Origin of the sequence: Saliterribacillus persicus (genome assembly GCF_003337485.1) — a bacterium.
Classification (GTDB): Bacteria; Bacillota; Bacilli; order Bacillales; family Amphibacillaceae; genus Saliterribacillus; species Saliterribacillus persicus.
The window spans coordinates 25193-45079 of sequence record NZ_QPJJ01000022.1; the positions used below are offsets into that span (position 1 = coordinate 25193).

A 19887-nucleotide genomic window follows, 5' to 3' on the forward strand; every position below is an offset into this window, starting at 1 on the left:
TCGTTCTTTTTACCTACTTATTTAATTTTCTAGTCGGCTTTTATACCATTCTATCGTTTCTAATAAACCGGCATCTAACGCTGTTTTTGGTACGTAATTCAATAACTCTTTTGCTTTTTCTAAGGAAGGTAAGCGTGAGGGGATATCCTCATACCCTTTACCATATGCTTTTTCATACGGGATAAAAGAAAATGGAGCTTCATTTTTGGTAAGGTATTGAATACGTTTTGCTAATTCCTCTATACTAACTTGCTCTGTTGCTCCGATATTAATTGCTTGATGATTCGTTTTTTCATCTATTGCTTTTTCGAGTCCCTTCACAACATCCTTCACATAACCAAAGCTTCGCAGCTGCTTGCCGTCACCGAAAATTGGAAGTGATTCTCCTTTTAAAGCCTTTGTGATAAAAATTGGTACTACCCCACCATAATCAGAATTTGTTTGACGGGGACCATACGTATTAAAAAAGCGAATGACAGTGACAGGCAATCCTTTTTCAGCGTACGCAAAACAAAGGTGCTCATCAAGCGCTTTTGCGGTAGCATAACACCAGCGATTGATAGACGGATCCCCAAGAACTCGATCTGAATCCTCTCGATATGGCAGTGTGTCATTTTTTCCATAAATTTCAGAGGTGGAAGCAAAAATTACTTTTTTATTAAATTGAGCAGCACTTTCTAATACAACTCTCGTTCCTAGAATATTTCCATCAATGACCTTAAGTGGATCATCTACTGTGTTCTTAACTCCAAGTACCGCCGCTAAATGATACACAACATCATTTGCCTCGATTAGTTGATCAATTACTTGTTTATTTAAAACAGATGCTTCGTGAAAGGTGAAATTCGCATGTTCAAAAGCTTCTGTTAAATGTTCTGTGCTTCCATTAGAAAGGTCATCAATCACTGTAATTTTGTAGCCTTTTTTTAGTAAATGATCCACTAAATGTGAACCAATAAAACCTGCTCCACCTGTTATTAGTATTTTTTTCATTTTCCATCCCCTTCTTTCTTTGGAGATGGAGATAAAAATAAACTTTCCGGGGTTATGACATGTTCAGCTATCTTTTCTAGCTCTTCATAAGAAGTATTGGTATGGGCAGTTAAAACAATTGCAAGCTTATATTTACCTTCTTTTAATGCATTTTCTGTTATAGAAGCTTTTCTTTCATTTGCAAGGTTAACCTCTTTTACAAAGGGATCAAAATAGTCAAATGAAATATCATCTGCGTCTAATCTATCCATAATTGCTAATGCACTCGATTCCCTCACATCACCAATATCTGGTTTATAGGCAACACCTACAACTAGGGCACGATCGTTCTCATCTTCCAAAGATGCTTTTATTTTTTCAGCCACATAGGTGACCATATATTTATTCACTTTATCTGAGATCGTGATAAATGCAGGGTCATGTTCAAATTCTTTTACTTTAAAAGCAAGATAGTGTGGATCAATTGGAATACAATGTCCACCTATCCCCGGTCCAGGATAATACTTGGTGAACCCATACGGTTTAGTTGCAGCAGCATCAATAATCTCATGCACATTTAAATTCATTTTTTCACATAGAATAGCGAAATCATTAATAAAGGAAATATTGATAAAACGTTGTGTGTTTTCTAAAATTTTCGTCATCTCAGCGGCTTTCGTTGAGGAAACAGGGTGAACACTAGTAAAAACATGACTATATAGCTCAATCGCTATTTCTAAACATCTTTGTGTGGTCCCCCCGACAACCTTAGGTATTGATGAAATAGGAACATCACTACCTGGATTAATTCGTTCTGGTGAATAAGCTAAGAAGCAATTTTCACCAATGGTAAAGCCTCTTTTTTCAAGCTTTGGCTGTAAAAGTTCTTCCGTTGTCCCTGGATAGGTAGTGCTCTCTAAACATACTAGTTGGTCTTGAGTGACATATGGAACAAGTGAATCCATTGCTTGATTCACAAAGGTTAAATCAGGTTCATCCTTTTCTGTGAGCGGAGTGGGTACACAAATAATCACCGCTTCTGTTCCTGTAATACCTTTTGATGATTTATATAGCTTTAATTGTTCTGATTCGATCTTTTTTACTAAATACAAATCATCGACATCAGGATTTTGCGTTTCTTTATTGGTAATTTGTGTTATGCGTTCGGGATTTATATCAATCCCATGCACAATAAAATCTTTTTTCAAAAACTGCTCTGCTAGTGGGAGTCCCACATACCCCAGGCCAATGATTGCGATTGATCGCATAAAAAAATCCTCCTTATCATTACGTGATAGAGTAATGTATGAAGGATTTAAATCTTCGTATGGTCACCTGCATGTCTTTTTGTTAAAATGTGTCATTACCTTAGGACAAGTGAGGGCTGTTTTTATTTATCAAAAAATGTATGAAGCTCAGTAAATCTTCTATCTAATCCCTTTGCAACGGCATCATGAACTACCTTTCCTTGATAGGTATTCACACCTTTAGCAAAAGCTCGATCATAATTTATCATTTCCTTTAGACCTTTATCTGCCAATTGTAAAGCATAAGGTGCTGTTACATTGGTTAAAGCATAGGTAGAGGTTTTTGAAACGGCTCCAGGAATATTAGCAACGGCATAATGAAGTACACCATGTTTTAGATATACTGGATCATCGTGGGTTGTGACGCGATCAATGGTTTCAATCGAGCCACCTTGGTCTACTGCAACATCAACTACGACAGACCCAGGCTCCATCTGTTTAATCATATCTTCTGTCACAAGTGTTGGCGCCTTTGCACCAGGAATTAATACCGCTCCAACTACTAAATCTGCTTGTTTTAACTCCTCTTGAATATTATAGCTGTTAGAAGCAAGTGTGCGAATTTTTCCTGGATATAAATCCTCTAATTCACGCAGACGGTCAATGTTAATATCAAGGATGGTAACATCAGCACCTAAGCCAATCGCTATTTTTGCTGCATTGGCTCCAACAACTCCAGCCCCAATAATGACTACATTTGCAGGCTTTACCCCAGGAACTCCTCCTAAAAGGATTCCTTTTCCGCCATGTGCTTTTTCCAAAAAGTGTACGCCTGCCTGCACGGCCATTCGACCTGCAACTTCACTCATTGGTGTTAGTAAAGGTAGTGCGCCATTATCTAGTTGAATCGTTTCATAGCCTATTGCTGTTGTTTTTTTCTCAAGTAAAGCATCAGCTAGTGCAGGTTCAGCTGCTAAATGTAAATACGTAAATATTAAGAGATCTTCACGAAAATAAATGAACTCTTCAGGTTGTGGCTCTTTTACTTTTAATACAAGCTCAGCTGCCCAAGCATGCTCAGGGCTTGAAACTATCTCAGCACCTGCTTCTTCGAATTGCAGATCAGATATTCCACTTCCAGTGCCTGCTCCTGTTTCAATAAATACTTGATGTCCTGCTTTTTCTAGCATCATCACACCCGCTGGCGTAATGGCTACTCGGTTTTCATTCATTTTTATCTCTTTCGGGATACCAACTCTCATGATCAGACACCTACCTTTTCTGTAGTACGTGCTATAGTTTACATTTCCCTAATTCAGCTTATTTTAATACATATTCTATGATATATTTGGCAAAATAGGGAATGTTTTTATAATCGCGCTCATGAAGGGAAGTAGTTTTTGTGATTTAGTATGTGAAAGTGTTTAATAAAATGAACTTTAATCGATCCAGTGGATTATGTAGCACCCTTTATGCCATTGGCTTAGATTAAATGATTCATCGGGAGTTAATCCTGAATATAAAAACGATACCCAAAACGAGAGCAATCATTACAATTAGGCGCTCTTTGGGTATCGTTTCAATTGAACAATTATTTTTAAAAAAATTTAATGTCAGCTGTGATTTCTGTAAAAGTACATAGTCAGTGGTGCAAAAATAACAATAAGTCCTAGCGATATGAGTGAAACCACTAAAATGAGATCACTAGTGACCGTGCCGTGAATAAATCCTCTTACTGTATCAACGACATACGTAATCGGATTAATATCGACTAGCTTTTGTAACCAGCCTGGCATTGTCGCTGTATCGACAAATACACTACTCAAAAATGTTAATGGAAATAGAATCATCATACTAATACCCATTAAAGCTTTCTCAGAGCGCACAATCAAACTTAAAAAGGTCCAAATCCATGACAAGCTAAACGAAAATAGCAGTAAAATTAAAATGCCCAATATAATTCCTGTAATTCCCGCTTCTGGTCTAAATCCTAATATATACCCTAAGGAGATCATAATAGTAGATGCAACCGTATAGCGAAGCATATCTACTAATAGTGCACCCACTAAAGCAGCTGGTCTCCATATTGGCAATGTTTTAAAACGATCGAAAATTCCCTTTTCAATATCCTTATTTAAATCTAGTCCTGTATACATCGTGATCATCGATACGGTCATCACGAGTATTCCAGGTAACACAAAATTCAAATACTCTCCTGTTGAACCTGAAATTGCTCCACCAAAAAGATAGGTAAACATTAATAAGAAAATGATCGGAAAAGCAGTGACATCAAAAAGTTGTTCTGGCACATATTTAATTTTCAGTAACGCCCTCCACCCGAAAGTAAGACTCGCAGTAATAGCACTTGGGCGTTTGGGATGTTCCGATAAATTTAATACTTTCTGTAGATCAATTGCTTGTTCATCTTTATTCGTCATGCTTTATCCCTCCTTCTTCAGCTTGCTTCGTCGTCTTTCCTGTTAAGGTAAGGAAAACCTCATCCAAGCTCGGTTGTCCCATCTGAAAATCACTTACTTGTATTTGTTCATTTACCAACTTGCTTATTGCATTCGCTGCATCACTATGGTCCTTTATTGGAACAGTTAACAGCATTCCTTTTTCATTCACTTCAATTGGTTCATCAGTTAAACTTTTTAATATCTGATGTGCTTTTTCCAAATCTTCCTGTGTATGAAAATGAACCGATAATCTACCAGCACCTACAGAAGCTTTTAACTCTTTACTTGTACCTTCAGCAATTAATACTCCTTGATCAATCACACCAATCCTATCGGCAAGTTGATCGGCTTCTTCTAAATATTGTGTAGTTAGAAAAATAGTGGTTCCATTATCTGAAAGTGCTCGAATGATATCCCAGACTTGGTTTCTGCTCCTTGGATCTAAACCAGTTGTAGGTTCATCTAAAAACAATAAATCTGGGGAGGTTAAAATACTCACAGCGATATCAATTCGACGCCTCATTCCACCAGAATATTTTTTTACTTGGCGTTTTCCTGCCTCTTCTAATTGGAAAGCTTTTAATAAATCATGTGCACGATTTTTAGCACCTTTTTTAGAAAATCCAACTAATCTAGCAATTAGAATTAAATTTTCAAAACCAGTAAGGTCTTCATCCACTGAAGCAAATTGACCCGTAAGACTGATACTTCTTCTTACTTGATTTGCTTCTTTTTGTAAATCATAGCCCATCACTTTTGCAGAACCACCGTCAGGCTTTAATAGCGTTGCAAGCATTTTTATCGTAGTGGTTTTGCCTGCTCCATTTGGACCCAGAAACCCGTAAATCATTCCTTTTTCTACTTGTAAAGAAATACCATCTACTACGCGCTCATTGTTAAAAATTTTAACTAATTGATCTGCTTCTACTGCATATTGTAAAGAATTGTCTTCTTTGTTCATCCCCGCATCCCCTTCCGTCCTATGTAACTACTTTTTATTGTATCATTAAAATTTATAAATAATGCGTGTATTTTTTGTTTGAAATCTTAATATTTTTTCATAAATTCTTCAAAGAAAGTAAAAACAGATACTCGAAAAAGATGTAACTTCTCGAGTATCTGCATTAGATGATTCATATTTGATTCGTTCTCAGGTTGGATTAATAGCTATAATACAAGTCTTGAATGATTTCGTAAGACTGTTTAAGCCTTTCCTCTGATTCTGGTAGATTCCAATTTTCCCATGTATAAGCCTTCAGCTTGCCAAGAGCATTTTGCGCCACCTCAGGAAAGGAATCGATGATCTCTCCACTACTATTTTCATAGAGGACACCAATATTTAATTCCTCAATCACTTTACTAGCAGTAATACCATCCTCGTAAATATTCCCGATAAATTCTTTCTGACTGGGATCTTTTGCTTGAATTAAAAGCCATGGTATCCTTAGCTCAAGAACGCCACTGTCACTAACCGAATAATCCACTAATGAATCGTATTCTTTAGAAGTTGGATTTCCATCTCCTTTTTTCAGCTTACCTGTTACATAAAAACTAAAAGGAATGGTTTTATCCTGATCTGGTATATAATATGCTTTATTTAGCGCCAATCGAATCGGGTTAAATTCACCACTATTTTTGGTTGGTACAGGTGGTTTTGGCTCTAACAACTCTAATTGATGCCCATATTGGTAGGTGTAAAAATCATAATAAGCATCTACCTTCATTCGTGACTCTTCTTCATTTAGATCGATGAGAAAATCAATACCATTTTCAAAACTGATATTATCTTTACCTTCAATAGAAAGATTCCCTTGTTCAGGTAAAATATCTAACAGCAATACGGGTGAGCCTTCCTTTTTTTCGTCTAAATCCTCACGAAGATATAGATATCTTTCATCATGATCAACAAACATCGCTTTTAATGGCCCTGTTTCTTTTTCATAAAGGGACGGCTTTTCCCATTCAGATGGATCCCCATCTACTTTGATTTTATGACGATCAAAACTTAGCAATCCAAATTGCTGCTCATTCGTCTGTGCATTTGACCAAAAAGGTCGTCTGTCAGGATTATCATAATCCATCGTATTCCATGTCCGTTTAAACCACTCGTCCTGCCAGGTGAAAATTAATCCACCCATTAAATCTTCTTCGATAATGTCTTCATAAAGATGGCTAATGATTTCTCCTTGTTCTGTTTCTGATAAGAAGCCTTGATTCCAGCCAAAAGGATTTTCGTGTGTTAAACCACGTGAACCAGGAACACCAAACTCCGCTACTAAAAATAGTCAATCAGATTACAGAAACTGAGCACACTCTGCTCTTTCCAGATAACAAGCAATTCTTATTTAATTTTGTATATGAAGTAGTAGACCCTATCTTAATTATCGTCAAAGAAAGCTTTTAGCTAACTTAAGTATAAAAATATTTTATACAGGCTGCTACTGAAGCGCCAAGAGTATATTCATGGCCAAATTAGAAGGGTTCATGACAAATTTATCAACTTTCATGACCAAAATTTTGAATTGCTTGGCCAACAAAAGGAGTCTGCAAGTTTATACGCACAGTTAATAGTATTTACAAAAATCAAACCATAATTTTTCCCAAAGTAATCTGTTATGAACAAAGGTAGGTAGTCTGAGGAACCCATTGTATTCCAAAAAAAGACACAATTCCTCTCATATCGAGAAATTATGTCGTTATTTAGATTCATTTATGATACTATTACACTCTTGCGACGGGTTTTCTAATGGTATATAATGCTCCGCTCCATGCATCAATTTGGGAAAGCATTGCTTCTATATTCTGTTGTTGATAGTCAGCTGGTTTAAATTCACTACCATTCACAAAATCTGTAAAAAGGGATAAAGTAGGATGAACACGAACGTCAGCAACCATTAGTTCGCCAAGGATTCCTCTTAAATGTTCAGCAGCACGTGTACCTCCTGCTCCTCCATAACTGACGATTCCTGCAGCCTTATTGTTCCACTCTGCACGTGCGTGATCGAGGGCATTCTTAAGTGCTGCTGTAATACTGTGATTATACTCCTGTACAATAAATACAAATCCATCCAAGCTATCGATTTTCTCTCTCCAATTAACAATCCCAGCCTCATTTTCAGTTTCTTCACCTAAGAATGGTAACTTATATTCCGCGATATCTACAATTTCAAATATACCTTCTCCCTGACTATCGGCAATTCCTTTAACCCATTCCCCTACCTGAGGACTAACTCGCCCTTGACGTGTGCTACCTAATATAATTCCGATTTTCAAATTTGTATTGCTCATGATTTCCTCCTATGATTCATATTTTATTTTTCTCTCTTCAATTAAAAGTGTAACCTGAGTAACATTTGTTAGTAAAGTATATTTTTTATTGTTTTTTTAATTTAATTATTGTATGATCATAGAAACACGTATGCAGATAAAAATAGACAATATAAAGGCAAGGGTGAAATAAATGAACAATAAGCTTTCTTTAAGAGAAAGAAAAAAATATCAAACAATGTCCAATATTTTAGATGAATTTCTAAATTCACTTCAAGATTATAATTTTCATGACATTCATATCGAGGATATATGTGACAGAGTCAACATTTCAAAAGTAACTTTTTTTCGGTATTTTAATTCCAAAGAAGAGGTATTAGAATATTTTGTACTGCGCTGGTGCTATCAAAGAAGTCTTGAAATAAACAGAAATGACTATAAGGGGCTTGAAGGAATTCATCATGTCTTTCAATCTGTAGCAAACCTTCCAAACGCGGAGAAAATAATAATTTCTCTCATTCATTTTTATACCAGAATAAAGGTTCAAGAAATTGAGTTTAAGGAATTAAGCGAATATGAGCGGTATGTCATCTCGAACAGCTTAACGGAAGGACTTCAAGTTGATATTCTTAATTTACCGGAAATTCTGCTTCATTATCTTGATCAAATTGAAGGAATAGAGAAGATGAAATCTTATTATGTGGAGCAATTAATTATGTTGTTTTACGGCATTCCTCTCCAAAGGCATATTCAGGTGGTGGAATCTAAACCTTTAGATGTAGTATACAGAGAGTATGTTGAAAATTGTTTTTCACACTAAGTAATTATTCATATAATATAGAGACTAAAAATAACCATTTCAGCTTGATAAAAGAGAATTTGGCTGCGTTGTGGTTGGCTAAAAAAGATTTATATATGCTCATTCGGTATCCCCTGCATGTTAGTTGAACGCCTAGAATACAAAAAACCGCAACCTCAATTGGTTACGGTTTTTAACTATGGAGCATAGCGGGATCGAACCGCTGACCTCTTGTCTGCCAGTCTAAAAAGATAGTGTCCGTCAGTGTTCGTCAAGGTTGGGTAGTGTCCTTTAACCTTTTAATACGTGACCTTCTGTGAACTGTAGTGTTTTTTAGATTCCGAACGAAACTTTATATTTGATGACCAAAATTATGACCACGGCACTGACCATTTTAATTAGGTGTAGCGTTGTTTGCCAAAAAACAAATCCAAGTCTGTTTAACAATTTATTATGTAATTATAGAATATGACTTTGAGTCGGCTTTTTAGCCCAAAAAAAATTATAGTAAATATCAAGAAAGGAGATTGAACTCATTTTTTCTTTTATTTTTTTTATCATTAATATTCTTTTTATTTTGTTCAGTATAAGCTCACTTACTATAATTTCATTCATAGAGAATTTGATGGATTAATTCAAATACTTGTCTGAAAGTTTCAAAACCTATGTTATTGAAAGGTTCCTCATTGATAAGTATATTTTGTGCAAATTGACTTTTAGATAAAGCCTTATTACTTTGTTGGTCACTTATTTCAAACACCTCAGTATCAATTATTTGAATTGAGTTTTCACCGCACTTATTTCGATTCCTACATATTAGTTTATTTTCTTTATCGATACCAAAAAGTTGATTAAACTCATTTCCTAAAAATAATCTTCTTGAATCCTGATCAATAGTTTTTATTTCTTCATCTGTATAATAATGTTCAATTGAGATTAAAGATGCATCCTGTCTATGTGGAGGTATTGGAAGCGTAAATGAGTAGACATTATTCCCCCATTCTTTAATTTTATCACCACTTTCCAAAGATACTTTGTTGACTATCTTGGGTTCATCTCTATCAAACACCGCTATTATTTTTGAAGTATTATTTAACTTACTTAAAGATGAACACAATGAAACAAGATTCGAACTCCCCATTTCTTCGTCTTCAAATTCTAAAAACACAAAATTTTCTTGAAGAAATTCTCCATTCTCTCTAAATTTACTTAATGCTCTTTTAAGGTGTTTCCAATCAGTTTTTCCTTCCGTAATAACTAAATGCTTATCATTTGCATCTATCTTATCTTTGAATACATTTATTTTAAAAGCCTCGTTCACAATTTTTTCATCGGTCCAATTATAAAATTCCCCTGAAGACGGAATGAAAACTTTACCATCTCTATCTTTTTTCAGAATGATCACTTTATCATTTATTCTATTTTCATTATGAATTATAAATGGAGAATGTGTTGATATGAATATTTGCGAGCCTTGTTCATCATTTGGGTTTGTAAAAAGTTGCTGAAAAAAATTTAAGACCTTTTTCTGCCAGTCAGGATGCAGACTGATTTCAGGCTCATCTATCAAGATTAAAGCTCCATTTGTACTTTGTCTATCTTTTAATAAAAATCCACCTCTAAAAACTATCTGTTTTTCCCCTGAACTAAGGTTTTCTATAGACATTTCTCTTTCAAATTCTTTAAAATAAACTTTTAGGCTTCCATTTTCAGCACGTACTTCACTAATTTTCTTGTTAGGAAACATTGTTTCAAATGCTCTAATAAACCTATTTAGCCTTATCCCCTTTACAGTAACAGGTGGTGCTTGACCTGGATTTTCATCTACCCATTTCCTTAATTCATCATTATCTTGCGAATTTATATCAATAAACAATTGTGTAATATCATTAGCTAATTGACTATTAGATTTAATACTTTGATTTACTTCTTCATCAATTATCTTAGCTGTTATTGACTGAATATTATTTGGATTAAAGTTAATTTCAGTAGTAGAATACAAACTTTTAACAATTTTTCTATATTGGGGTCTATTTAAAAAATGATCTTGAATTCTTATAGAATCTCCTTCTTCATTCATAAAAGAAAGACTATGATTATGGTGGCTTGTAAAATCGAAAATAACTTTGGCTTCTTGTTTAATATAATCATGAGCGCTTAGTTCATGTGCAAACTCTTGTTTTAATAATTCAATTTCTTCTTCGTTAAATATCACAGTAAAAATTCTTGATTCACTACTTAATGGTAATCGGTTATGATGTGAATTTGCTGTAGTAAATTCAAAAATTAAATTTAACAAAGTCGTCTTACCCGTTCCATTTTCCCCCGCTAAAATAATCGTATCAACAACTTCACCAACTTCATTAGTAAAATCAAAAGTGATATTACGAAGTATATTATTATTTTCCAAATCTATTTTTTTGATTTTCATACATGTAATTCCTTTCGTATTTCTAATCATCAATATTAAAAAATTATAAGTTGATATAAATGGAAGGGGAAACCGAATAGAGATTAAGAAAGAGAATAATGTTTAACTCTATTTAATTCTAACCCTTTGTTGTACTGCAGTTCTAATTTCAGAATATACCTTTATATCTTGCGAATGTTCAACCAAAACTGATACACAGTAGTTTTGTTCATGATTTTCATCAGCTATCCATTTGTTTGAATTAATGATCACTAAAGTAAGAGGTGCATTTGGCATTGTTTTCGGTTCTCTTTTATATTCTTTAACTCCTTTTTGGTGACAACCACTATTTCTTATATTTGGACCTGGAGTTAATTTAATTTCGTGACTATCTAACTCTTCCATAACCGCTTCATCATCAGAAAAATCGTATTCAGCAAATTTTTCAGCAACAATGTTAGGATTAATAGAATGATAGAGTTTGAATTGCATACGATTACCTAAGTAACTATCACCCCTTGTCATTCTCGTAATTGGATCAAAGGTTAATGCAACAGATATTCTCTTATATCCTTTTGTTTCAAAAAAAGTTTGGGGAAAATCAAAAGAATAAACTTGTACCTTATTTAATGAAATAACTCCCTCATCAAGTAATACAACTCTATTATCAAATGAAGAGATTGCCTTATCATAATTTGGTAGTCCATAGCCATTAATTTTCAACAAGGAATTTTGCTTTTCCCTATCACTACCGCTAAACCCATCAATTTTAGTTGTTTCAGTTGATTGTAACAAAAGGTTCTTTAAAAAGTTTGCTGATTTGTCTGGATACTTATTTGCTATCTTACCTAATACATGGGTAATCATAGGTGCAGAAAAACTTGTGCCATAGTTAAAATTAAACAGTTTTTCCGTTGGTTTATTTGATAGCAAAGGAAGTTTGCCACCCAAATCTTCATTAATTCTTCCAAAATTCTTTTTTAATATTAAATTTCCACCATAGTGTACTACTTCTGGCTTTATCATCCCGTTTATTCCAAATCCTGTACGGGTAAATGGAGAGGCTTCACCATATTTAGCAATGGGTGTAAGTAAATTGGATTTATGTCCATCCAATGATTGTTCAGAAATTGAAACTTCTTGGGCAATTGAACCAACAGTTATAGATAATGCAGAAGTAGCAGGATTAATAAGCCTAAAAAACTCACTTTTGACCAAGTAGTTGGGATAATGTTCGATAATTTCTTCAAGTTCATCAAAAATATATCTTGGATCAGAATTTCCTGCTGAAACAACAAACACCACTTCTCTATATTCATATGCTAACTCGTCTAATAAGGCCGCTAGCGGGAATTGTCTATTATTTTTAGCCCGTAGTGCTTCATTTGCATTTCCGAAGGAAATATTGACTACTTTAATCCTGTAATCTTCATTATTAAGAAAACTTCGAATTGCTGTATCTAACTGGTTTTCAAAGAGTTTCTCTTCATCATATACAGGTGTGAAATTTCCTTGTATATCTTCTTGTCCATACATAACCTTTCCAGAAAAAAGCCAATTCGAAGGAGGAAACATTTTTTCATTAATCCTTTGTTTTATATCCCCATATAAAGAAACTCCTGCTACAGCAGTTCCATGCCCCACTTTATCTTGTAATTCCTTTTCAACTTCTTGAAAATTTTCTTCATCACCAACAGCCTTTTCCAATAAAGGGTGATTAGAAGTTATTCCTGAATCGATAACTAATACACCCACCGATTCTTCATCTGGTGATGAAACTTCAAAATCATCGACATCCTGTCCATAAAAATCACTTACTTTAAATGTTGGAATGAACGGTCTATCTACTCTTGCAACCTCTTTGAGTTCTATTATTTCTTTAAGAATTTCATTTGAGATTTTCACTCTAAATAGGGCAAATGAATTTGTAATTAAACTGTCGCATATACGAAACCTATTCCAATCATTATATGTATTTTTAATTTCTTGTATAAAATCCTCAATATGTTCGTTATCCATTCTCCATAGTTCAATATCTAAATATTCTACTTCTTCATCTTTTAAAGGATTCATCATAAGGCTTTTACCAATCTTGTCTTCAACTGGTATATCTTCAATTGAATCTATTACATTAAAAAAATCATATTTATTACCAACTTTTATCCCTGAATACTGTGACAATTTATCTTTAAATGATTCTAACTCTGTGTCATTAGAAAAAACAACCCAATAACCTTTGCGATTTTCAGCCACAGACAAAACAGTGATTCCACCCATAGAGTTAAGCGTTTTCGAAAATGAATTGTAGTCAACGCTTTGATTAATAGAAATTCTATAGACTAAATTAGGATTCACTTTACCATTATATTTTTCTTTTAGTTCAGTAAAAGATTTTGTAATCTGCTCTGCTTTATCATTAACTTCCTGATAATAATTCCTTTTAATTCTACCTTCTGGTAAAGAAAAGCCTCCACCACCCTTTCTTTTTCTTCTTTCGAGTCCTCCTATATATTGTGGTAAAGAAAGATGTTCATACATTTTTATCACCCTTTTCCTTAGCTATTGGTTCTTAAATCTAATCGCTCCCTAAATCGATCCAATGAATATATTAAATCATTATTGGAAATAGAGTCTCTCTCATTTATAATTGCATGAGTAATTGCATCTCTACACATAGACTTTAAATCAGATGGAGAAAAGCCTTCTGTCCTCTCACTTATAAAATTAATATTTATGTCTTTACCTTTTTTAATTGGTTTTAAATACAGCTTTATAAGACTAAGTCTTTCCGATTGATCTGGTAATTCAAAATTGATTACTTCATCAAATCTTCGCCAAATAGCAGGATCAAGGATATGTGGATGATTAGTTGAAGCTAAAATTAAACTGTCGCCTTCAAAGTTATCTATCATTTGAAGAAAATTATTCACTACTCTCTTTATTTCTCCAGTTTCATGCTGATCATCCCGATTTTTTCCAATAATATCGACTTCATCAAATAAAACAACCCAAATACCATTAGTAATAAATTCAAATACCCTCTTTAAATTCGATGCTGTTTCACCAAGATACGAAGAAATAATTGCGTCGAAGTTAATATATACAAGTGGAAGACCTAAATAAGCACTTATCACTTGTGCGGAAAATGTTTTACCTGTACCAGGCATTCCGCAAAATAAAACCTTGTTTTTTGGTTTTAGGTTGTAAGTAGCAAGAACTTCATAAGACTTAAACCCCAATACAATCTGCTTCAAGGCATAATTAGTTTTATCCGTAAGAATTAATTGTTTCCAATCAAGTTCATATTGTTTAATTTCTAATAAAGGGAATCCTGTGTCATTATCCCGTGGAATAGGCATATTTGTTTTAAACCTTTTATTCGAATTAATTCGGCTGTGACTCTTAGAATACAATGCCTCTTTTAACTCTTTAGCGACTAAATTATGTTTCTTCCGTTTTTCCAAATTAATGAGTTCTTCACCGAGTTTATAAAATTCCTCTTCATCGTTTTTCGTAAATGCTATAAACAGCTTTTTTATTAGCTCGTTTGTAGTCATGATTGTTCACCTCCCCCAATTTATTCTTTGCAAATATCATTTTTTTCATTATACGCTTTTAAATTAGTATTGTTAATTATTATCTGACCAATATATGATTTAAATAAAAAGCAAATATAACTCTAAATAAATTTGCTATGCTTAATTTTGTGGTTTAAAAATTACATTAACAAACTTTTATCTATTTCTCTTTTTTTAAGTTGTTAAAATGAGAGGTTTTTAAACCTATTATTGCTCTAAACTTTTTTGTATCATTTCACTACTAATGTTGCGAATGAATTGAGTCAATCATTCGCGATAATAAAGAAAACTACTCTTCGTAATATAGAGCTAAGTTTCTTACTAATTAATTGTAGGCTTAAATTTTTATCTTTAATTTTGTATGAAGGGTCTATAGTTCGTCCGTAAATGCTTAGAATTGTTTGTCTTTGTTATCATGTCGGAGTAGGCATGCCTCTTACGCATATTATATTTTATTAATTAACTCTCTAATATTATATAAAATCCGTATTACTATTGAATCAATTGCGAGATTCCAATTTTTCATTTCTTTCCCAGCTTCTATTTTCTTACTCATGTTCAGATTTCAACCTATAATATGTCAAAATAACGCTTGTATAATACTGCATCATCCATTCATACCAAATCGGTTTACTATAAAGAGTAAATTGGTTTTTATCGTTATGGCGTATATTGAAAGAATTAACTATATCGAAAATTAATTTATCATGCTTTTTTTTATTTATATCAAACTCTGAATTTAATATATCTTGTAAATCTCTTCGTAAAGGTTCCAAGATATCTGCCAATATATTAATAGCCTTCTTTTTTTCTTCTTCATTTGAATTAAATCTATAGTACATTTTTAAAGATGTTTTTAATTGATTAGAGACTTCATTGCTCATATAATTTGGTATATCTGAATTTAGTAATTCCTTAATGGAATCATTAGGTTGTTCCATTATATACCCGTACTTTTCATTTAAATAATAACCATTGTTATATTTTTTTAATAAGTTATTTATATCTATAGCAAATTCACATTTATATTCATCTACTATAAATATATCCTTAGTATGATCAAAAGTTCCAATGTTATCATAAAGAATTTCAATAACAGTAAACAAATCCCCTTCACTATAGGAAGCATAGTATTCCCATATAGGATAGACTTTCCTTTTATTTAGATGTGTAATAAAGTAAACTTCTGGTGATGGAGCCATTTTAGGCGGGTGCAGCTGATATTCTTCATTATAATTTCTTACTTTCCATACACCATTACTTGCCATATCAAATAATTTTCTATCATCGTAATACCTATACACTTGAATAAAATACTCTTTAAAGTCTTTTAAATTGATAGAGAATTCTTTTTCAAATAAATTGTTTCTTTCCGAATAATACTTCATATTTAATTACTCACTTTCTTTCTATATAATTTTCAAAAGGTAGTAGAAAACTTGTTAGGAAAGAGCAACATCAAACAACCTCATTGTAGTGAATTGAGGAACTTTCTCTAATGGCTCATTATCTCTTTTAACTATGGGTCTAACAATTTCTTCTGTTCGTGGAATCCCTCTATTTTTTCACCAGTATTTCCAAGAATAACGCACAAAAATTCTAATCCTTTCAATTGATAAATAGTTAAGTACGGCACATGAACTTTTGGGAACGGTTTCTCTTTGTTTTGAACTTCTGATTCCCCAACTCTAAATAGACCGTAAACGTATCTGCAAAAACTCATTTGTAAAGTGGTTCTCAATCAGTCTTGAATCTTTTGTTACTGAACCTCACTCCTCAATTTAGCGAGCAAGATATTATTGATAGATTACATATCGGACCTTCATCTATGGCATTCTCGGCTTATTTAAACATCTGAGAAAAATACGGAAATCTACTTATTCGGTAAAGTAAGACTAAATGGTTTCATCTAGTTTTAGTTCAGCATGATTCTTAATTGTATCTACTGACAAGTTTTCTTCAGAAAATCGATTAAAAATAAAAAAATTGATAATGCCGTTGCATGACGTGATTTAGAGCGATTGCCAAAATACTCCTTTATCTCTGCTCTCCATTCATCTTCATTAACTTGAAGCAATTTCTCAGTAATAGTCCAGAATGAACGTGAACTAATGTAAAAATATTGATCCAACTCACCCATTAAAATAGGCGTTTTTACCCTTGTTCTATTTTTTATAAATCGTCAATCACCTATTATATTTTTACATAATGTATGAACCATTCCTACATACATTCTTGATATATAAAAAGGCGTTCCTGTAATATTTGTAACTCTTCCTAATATTGTCTGTAACTCATCTTTTAGTTGCTTAGCTGCTTTTACCGTAAAGGTAGTTAAATAGATTCTATCTGGCGGGGTATTTTGGAAAATAATAGCATTCACAGTTGTACTTGAAAGAACCCTTGTCTTACCCAACCCAGGACCTACCATAAGAAAAATAGTCCATCTAAAGAAAGTATCGCATATTTTTGTTTTTTATTAGGCTGAGACCCATGGATTTCAAATAAAATATTTAACGTAAGTTCACTATTTGCAATCAATAGTCATTCCTCCCAACATTAGGGTTTTCTACCATTATTCTATCATAATTTAATACTAATGACTTTTGAAGTTACCATTACCAATGGTATACTATTAATAGTAAGAGTTAATTTTTCAGGAATACAAAGATTTTAATAAAGAAGGGCACAACGTATGATAGGGAAATATTTCTTTGGAGAACTTAAAATACTTATACTTATACATAAATCTAAACACTTGTAGATCAATAGTCTACAAGTGTTTTTTCTTTTTTATTGACTATAGTCAATGGTAAAATGTTGATTTTTCCAGATTTTACAACTAAGGGAGGTGATATTTCCTCAATTGTTTGTAAATGATAAGTAAATTTTGAGTTGCTGAATTATTCCTGAGGAGGTGATTTATATGGCTTTGTGGGCGTTGATTTTATCTATTTTATCCATCGCAATTTCATTTACAGCACTGTTTTTACAAAGAAAATCGTAATAAATTCTGAAAAAATTTAGAAAGCCGTTGATTAATCTCAACGGCTTCAAATTCTTCACCAGTATTCAATTTATCTACTATCCTTATTTTCTTGGTACTCTGCAACTACTTGAAGAAACCTAACAACGTCTTTCAAATTATTAACATCAACTGAATTAGCAGACTCTAATAGACTTCCTGTATTATAGTCCACGTCTGAAATATCTCTATTGTAATTCATCAATTCTTCTTCACTTAATTCAAAATAGTCAATGATGTTTCGCATTACATTTTCTGATGGCACTTTACGAGCCCCTTTTTCTACACGAAAGAGATACGAAGTACTACAACCAACTCTCCTGGCAACTTGATCATAAGTCAGTCCTCTTTTATTCCTCTCTTCTCTCAGCAACCTTTTGATATCCAATTTTTTCATGTCCATATATATTCTCCTTTTAGAATGGACTGGAATCTACCAGACCTAATTTTTTGTACAATTTATTATAGATAATATCTTAGGTTCTATAACTACCCTTTTTAGTTATAAGTTTATGCAAACTATCTATCATATAAATATAAGAAAAATTAAAGGGGGAATCAGCATGCACTCACAAGATTTCTTGAAATTGTCATCAGAAAAAAAAGTAAAATTAGTGAATGATCTATTAAAAAAAGAAAGTTCTAATCACTTGCAAAATGTAGCGAAAAAATTAGAAGTGTCACCATCAACTTTCAGTAAAATAATGAGAAATAACGACAACTATCAGTACATCCAGTCTAAAAAGCAGTATTACAAATTAATGAATATTGAAGAGTACAAACAAATGGCAGTCCACATTAAAAGAGATGATCATGACGAGGTCATTGAGTTTTTACAAGAAAATATTGATGACCTTAAAAGCCTATTGCAAAAAGCGGAGAAAGAACTCATACTTGAACCCGAAATTTACGCAACAAATTCAAAAACAATTACAAAAAGCATTCAGGTAAATGCAGATATCTATGATCGGTTTTCAAATTTAGTTTCATCTAAGTATCCGCACCTTCGTTTAAGAGAAGTGTTTAGCAAATGCTTATTAGATTTCGTCAATAACTATCAAGATTAATCCTTCCTAATACTTAGGAGGGGTTTTTAATTGGACTTTTATAAATAGGCAATTCTATGGACTTAAAATTTCATCTTTTGTAGGAACAATTTCAAACGCCTTTTCTCTAATTTTAAGAATCTCATCAAAGAAAATTTTTGCGAGTACACTTGTTTTTGGGTAGTCTTCTTCTGGTATGAATTTTTCTAAAAAATGTTTATCGTCAACGAATTCACTTCCATATTCGATACACTTATTGATGAAATAATCCATTAATAATTTTATATTATTATCTCTAATTGACTCCCAACTAGCAGCATGAATAGACAAATCAATCAAAGCATAAATTTCATTTGTCGAGTACACATTTTGATATACATTCATTAAATGCTTAAACCTTTCAGGAATTTCTTTATAACATCTAAGGCTCATTAACTGTATTTTCGCATGCAAAAGAATATGATCAAATGCAATATGCTTCCACATCCTCTCACAGTATTCTCTATCTCTGAGAAATACCGATGGTGTTGGAAATTTCAATTCATTTAGGGTATCTTCACCACTTAAATCAATATTTAGAGAAAAGTTTTCAATGTTTTTTGAAAAGCTGAAATTTTCTTCATCATCACTCATTATTATCTCTTTTATAGCATTTTTACTTAGGAAAACTAATTGAGCATTTAAAAATATATCTTTAAAAACATTATTAAAATACAATGTGTGTACAGGAAAATCTTCTCCAAATAAAATGAAGGAATCATCTTTTTGCCATGAGGAAGTTCTTAAAATTGCTGACAAAAACAATTTATGATCCAATGTTAAATCATTTAAAAGATAAGATTTTAATTCGAATTTAGAATACAGTTTTTTTAACATCTTATTGTCTTCTGAAGTGCTTTTCATACTATACATATATTTGTTCTCCTTTTCATGTTAATTATCATTGACTATAGTCAATGGGATCAAAAAAAACACCTGTACTCTAATAGTGATATGCTCCCCTTAAGGTAGACAGATTAAAAAATAAAAATCTGACTACAAAGGGGAGTATTTTTTGTGTCCAAAAGATCTTTTTCTGCAGACT

Annotated in this window: 16 protein-coding genes; 2 read left to right on the forward strand and 14 right to left on the reverse strand. The window is 32.8% G+C overall.

The features are described from left to right. Window positions 1-21: 21 nt before the first annotated feature. From DFR57_RS17255 to DFR57_RS17285, 7 genes are all read right to left on the reverse strand, one after another. Window positions 22-993 carry an NAD-dependent epimerase/dehydratase family protein gene (locus DFR57_RS17255; RefSeq protein ID WP_114354466.1) on the reverse strand — a complete coding sequence of 324 codons (972 nt, stop codon included), beginning with the start codon at window positions 991-993 and terminating at the stop codon, window positions 22-24. Then, window positions 990-2240 (reverse strand): nucleotide sugar dehydrogenase, encoded by a 1251-nt coding sequence (locus DFR57_RS17260; protein WP_114354467.1) that lies wholly within the window; start codon window positions 2238-2240, stop codon window positions 990-992. Before DFR57_RS17260 ends, DFR57_RS17255 begins: the two co-directional genes overlap by 4 nt. A gap of 122 nt (window positions 2241-2362) precedes the next feature. Next, the gene (gene ald / locus DFR57_RS17265) at window positions 2363-3481 is read right to left on the reverse strand and encodes an alanine dehydrogenase (RefSeq protein ID WP_114354468.1); all 1119 of its coding nucleotides are present in this window, start codon (window positions 3479-3481) and stop codon (window positions 2363-2365) included. 351 nt (window positions 3482-3832) lie between these two features. Beyond that, window positions 3833-4657 carry an ABC transporter permease gene (locus DFR57_RS17270; RefSeq protein WP_114354469.1) on the reverse strand — a complete coding sequence of 275 codons (825 nt, stop codon included), beginning with the start codon at window positions 4655-4657 and terminating at the stop codon, window positions 3833-3835. Then, on the reverse strand, window positions 4647-5639 hold the full coding sequence (locus DFR57_RS17275; RefSeq protein ID WP_114354470.1) for an ATP-binding cassette domain-containing protein: 993 nt from the start codon (window positions 5637-5639) through the stop codon (window positions 4647-4649). Before DFR57_RS17275 ends, DFR57_RS17270 begins: the two co-directional genes overlap by 11 nt. Window positions 5640-5838: 199 nt before the next feature. Beyond that, the gene (locus DFR57_RS17280) at window positions 5839-6816 is read right to left on the reverse strand and encodes a hypothetical protein (RefSeq protein WP_114354471.1); all 978 of its coding nucleotides are present in this window, start codon (window positions 6814-6816) and stop codon (window positions 5839-5841) included. Window positions 6817-7399: 583 nt separating this feature from the next. Further along, window positions 7400-7966, reverse strand: coding sequence for an NADPH-dependent FMN reductase (locus tag DFR57_RS17285; RefSeq protein ID WP_114354472.1), 567 nt, complete (start codon window positions 7964-7966; stop codon window positions 7400-7402). Between the two features lie 172 nt (window positions 7967-8138). Here DFR57_RS17285 and DFR57_RS17290 point away from each other — a divergent pair, with 172 nt between their 5' ends. After that, window positions 8139-8765, forward strand: a complete 627-nt coding sequence (locus DFR57_RS17290; RefSeq protein ID WP_114354473.1) for a TetR/AcrR family transcriptional regulator — start codon at window positions 8139-8141, stop codon at window positions 8763-8765. Window positions 8766-9351: 586 nt separating this feature from the next. Here the strand turns inward: DFR57_RS17290 and DFR57_RS17295 are convergent. The 6 genes from DFR57_RS17295 to DFR57_RS17320 all read right to left on the reverse strand — a co-directional run bounded on the left by DFR57_RS17295 (window position 9352) and on the right by DFR57_RS17320 (window position 18160). Next, on the reverse strand, window positions 9352-11175 hold the full coding sequence (locus tag DFR57_RS17295) for an AAA family ATPase (protein ID WP_170133028.1): 1824 nt from the start codon (window positions 11173-11175) through the stop codon (window positions 9352-9354). Window positions 11176-11283: 108 nt separating this feature from the next. After that, window positions 11284-13692: a S8 family peptidase gene (locus tag DFR57_RS17300; RefSeq protein WP_114354475.1), complete on the reverse strand. Its 2409-nt coding sequence runs from the start codon at window positions 13690-13692 to the stop codon at window positions 11284-11286. Between the two features lie 17 nt (window positions 13693-13709). After that, window positions 13710-14711 carry an AAA family ATPase gene (locus tag DFR57_RS17305; RefSeq protein WP_114354476.1) on the reverse strand — a complete coding sequence of 334 codons (1002 nt, stop codon included), beginning with the start codon at window positions 14709-14711 and terminating at the stop codon, window positions 13710-13712. A 569-nt stretch (window positions 14712-15280) separates the two neighbouring features. Then, window positions 15281-16120 carry a hypothetical protein gene (locus DFR57_RS17310; protein ID WP_114354477.1) on the reverse strand — a complete coding sequence of 280 codons (840 nt, stop codon included), beginning with the start codon at window positions 16118-16120 and terminating at the stop codon, window positions 15281-15283. A gap of 794 nt (window positions 16121-16914) precedes the next feature. Further along, window positions 16915-17148 (reverse strand): UvrD-helicase domain-containing protein, encoded by a 234-nt coding sequence (locus tag DFR57_RS18510; protein ID WP_245937515.1) that lies wholly within the window; start codon window positions 17146-17148, stop codon window positions 16915-16917. Between the two features lie 661 nt (window positions 17149-17809). Further along, window positions 17810-18160, reverse strand: a complete 351-nt coding sequence (locus tag DFR57_RS17320) for a helix-turn-helix domain-containing protein (RefSeq protein ID WP_114354478.1) — start codon at window positions 18158-18160, stop codon at window positions 17810-17812. A gap of 160 nt (window positions 18161-18320) precedes the next feature. On the opposite strand from DFR57_RS17320, the gene DFR57_RS17325 reads away from it, so the two are divergent. After that, window positions 18321-18824 (forward strand): hypothetical protein, encoded by a 504-nt coding sequence (locus DFR57_RS17325; protein ID WP_114354479.1) that lies wholly within the window; start codon window positions 18321-18323, stop codon window positions 18822-18824. A 54-nt stretch (window positions 18825-18878) separates the two neighbouring features. Here the strand turns inward: DFR57_RS17325 and DFR57_RS17330 are convergent, their stop codons facing one another. Next, the gene (locus DFR57_RS17330; RefSeq protein WP_114354480.1) at window positions 18879-19715 is read right to left on the reverse strand and encodes a hypothetical protein; all 837 of its coding nucleotides are present in this window, start codon (window positions 19713-19715) and stop codon (window positions 18879-18881) included. Between the last annotated feature and the right edge of the window lie 172 nt (window positions 19716-19887).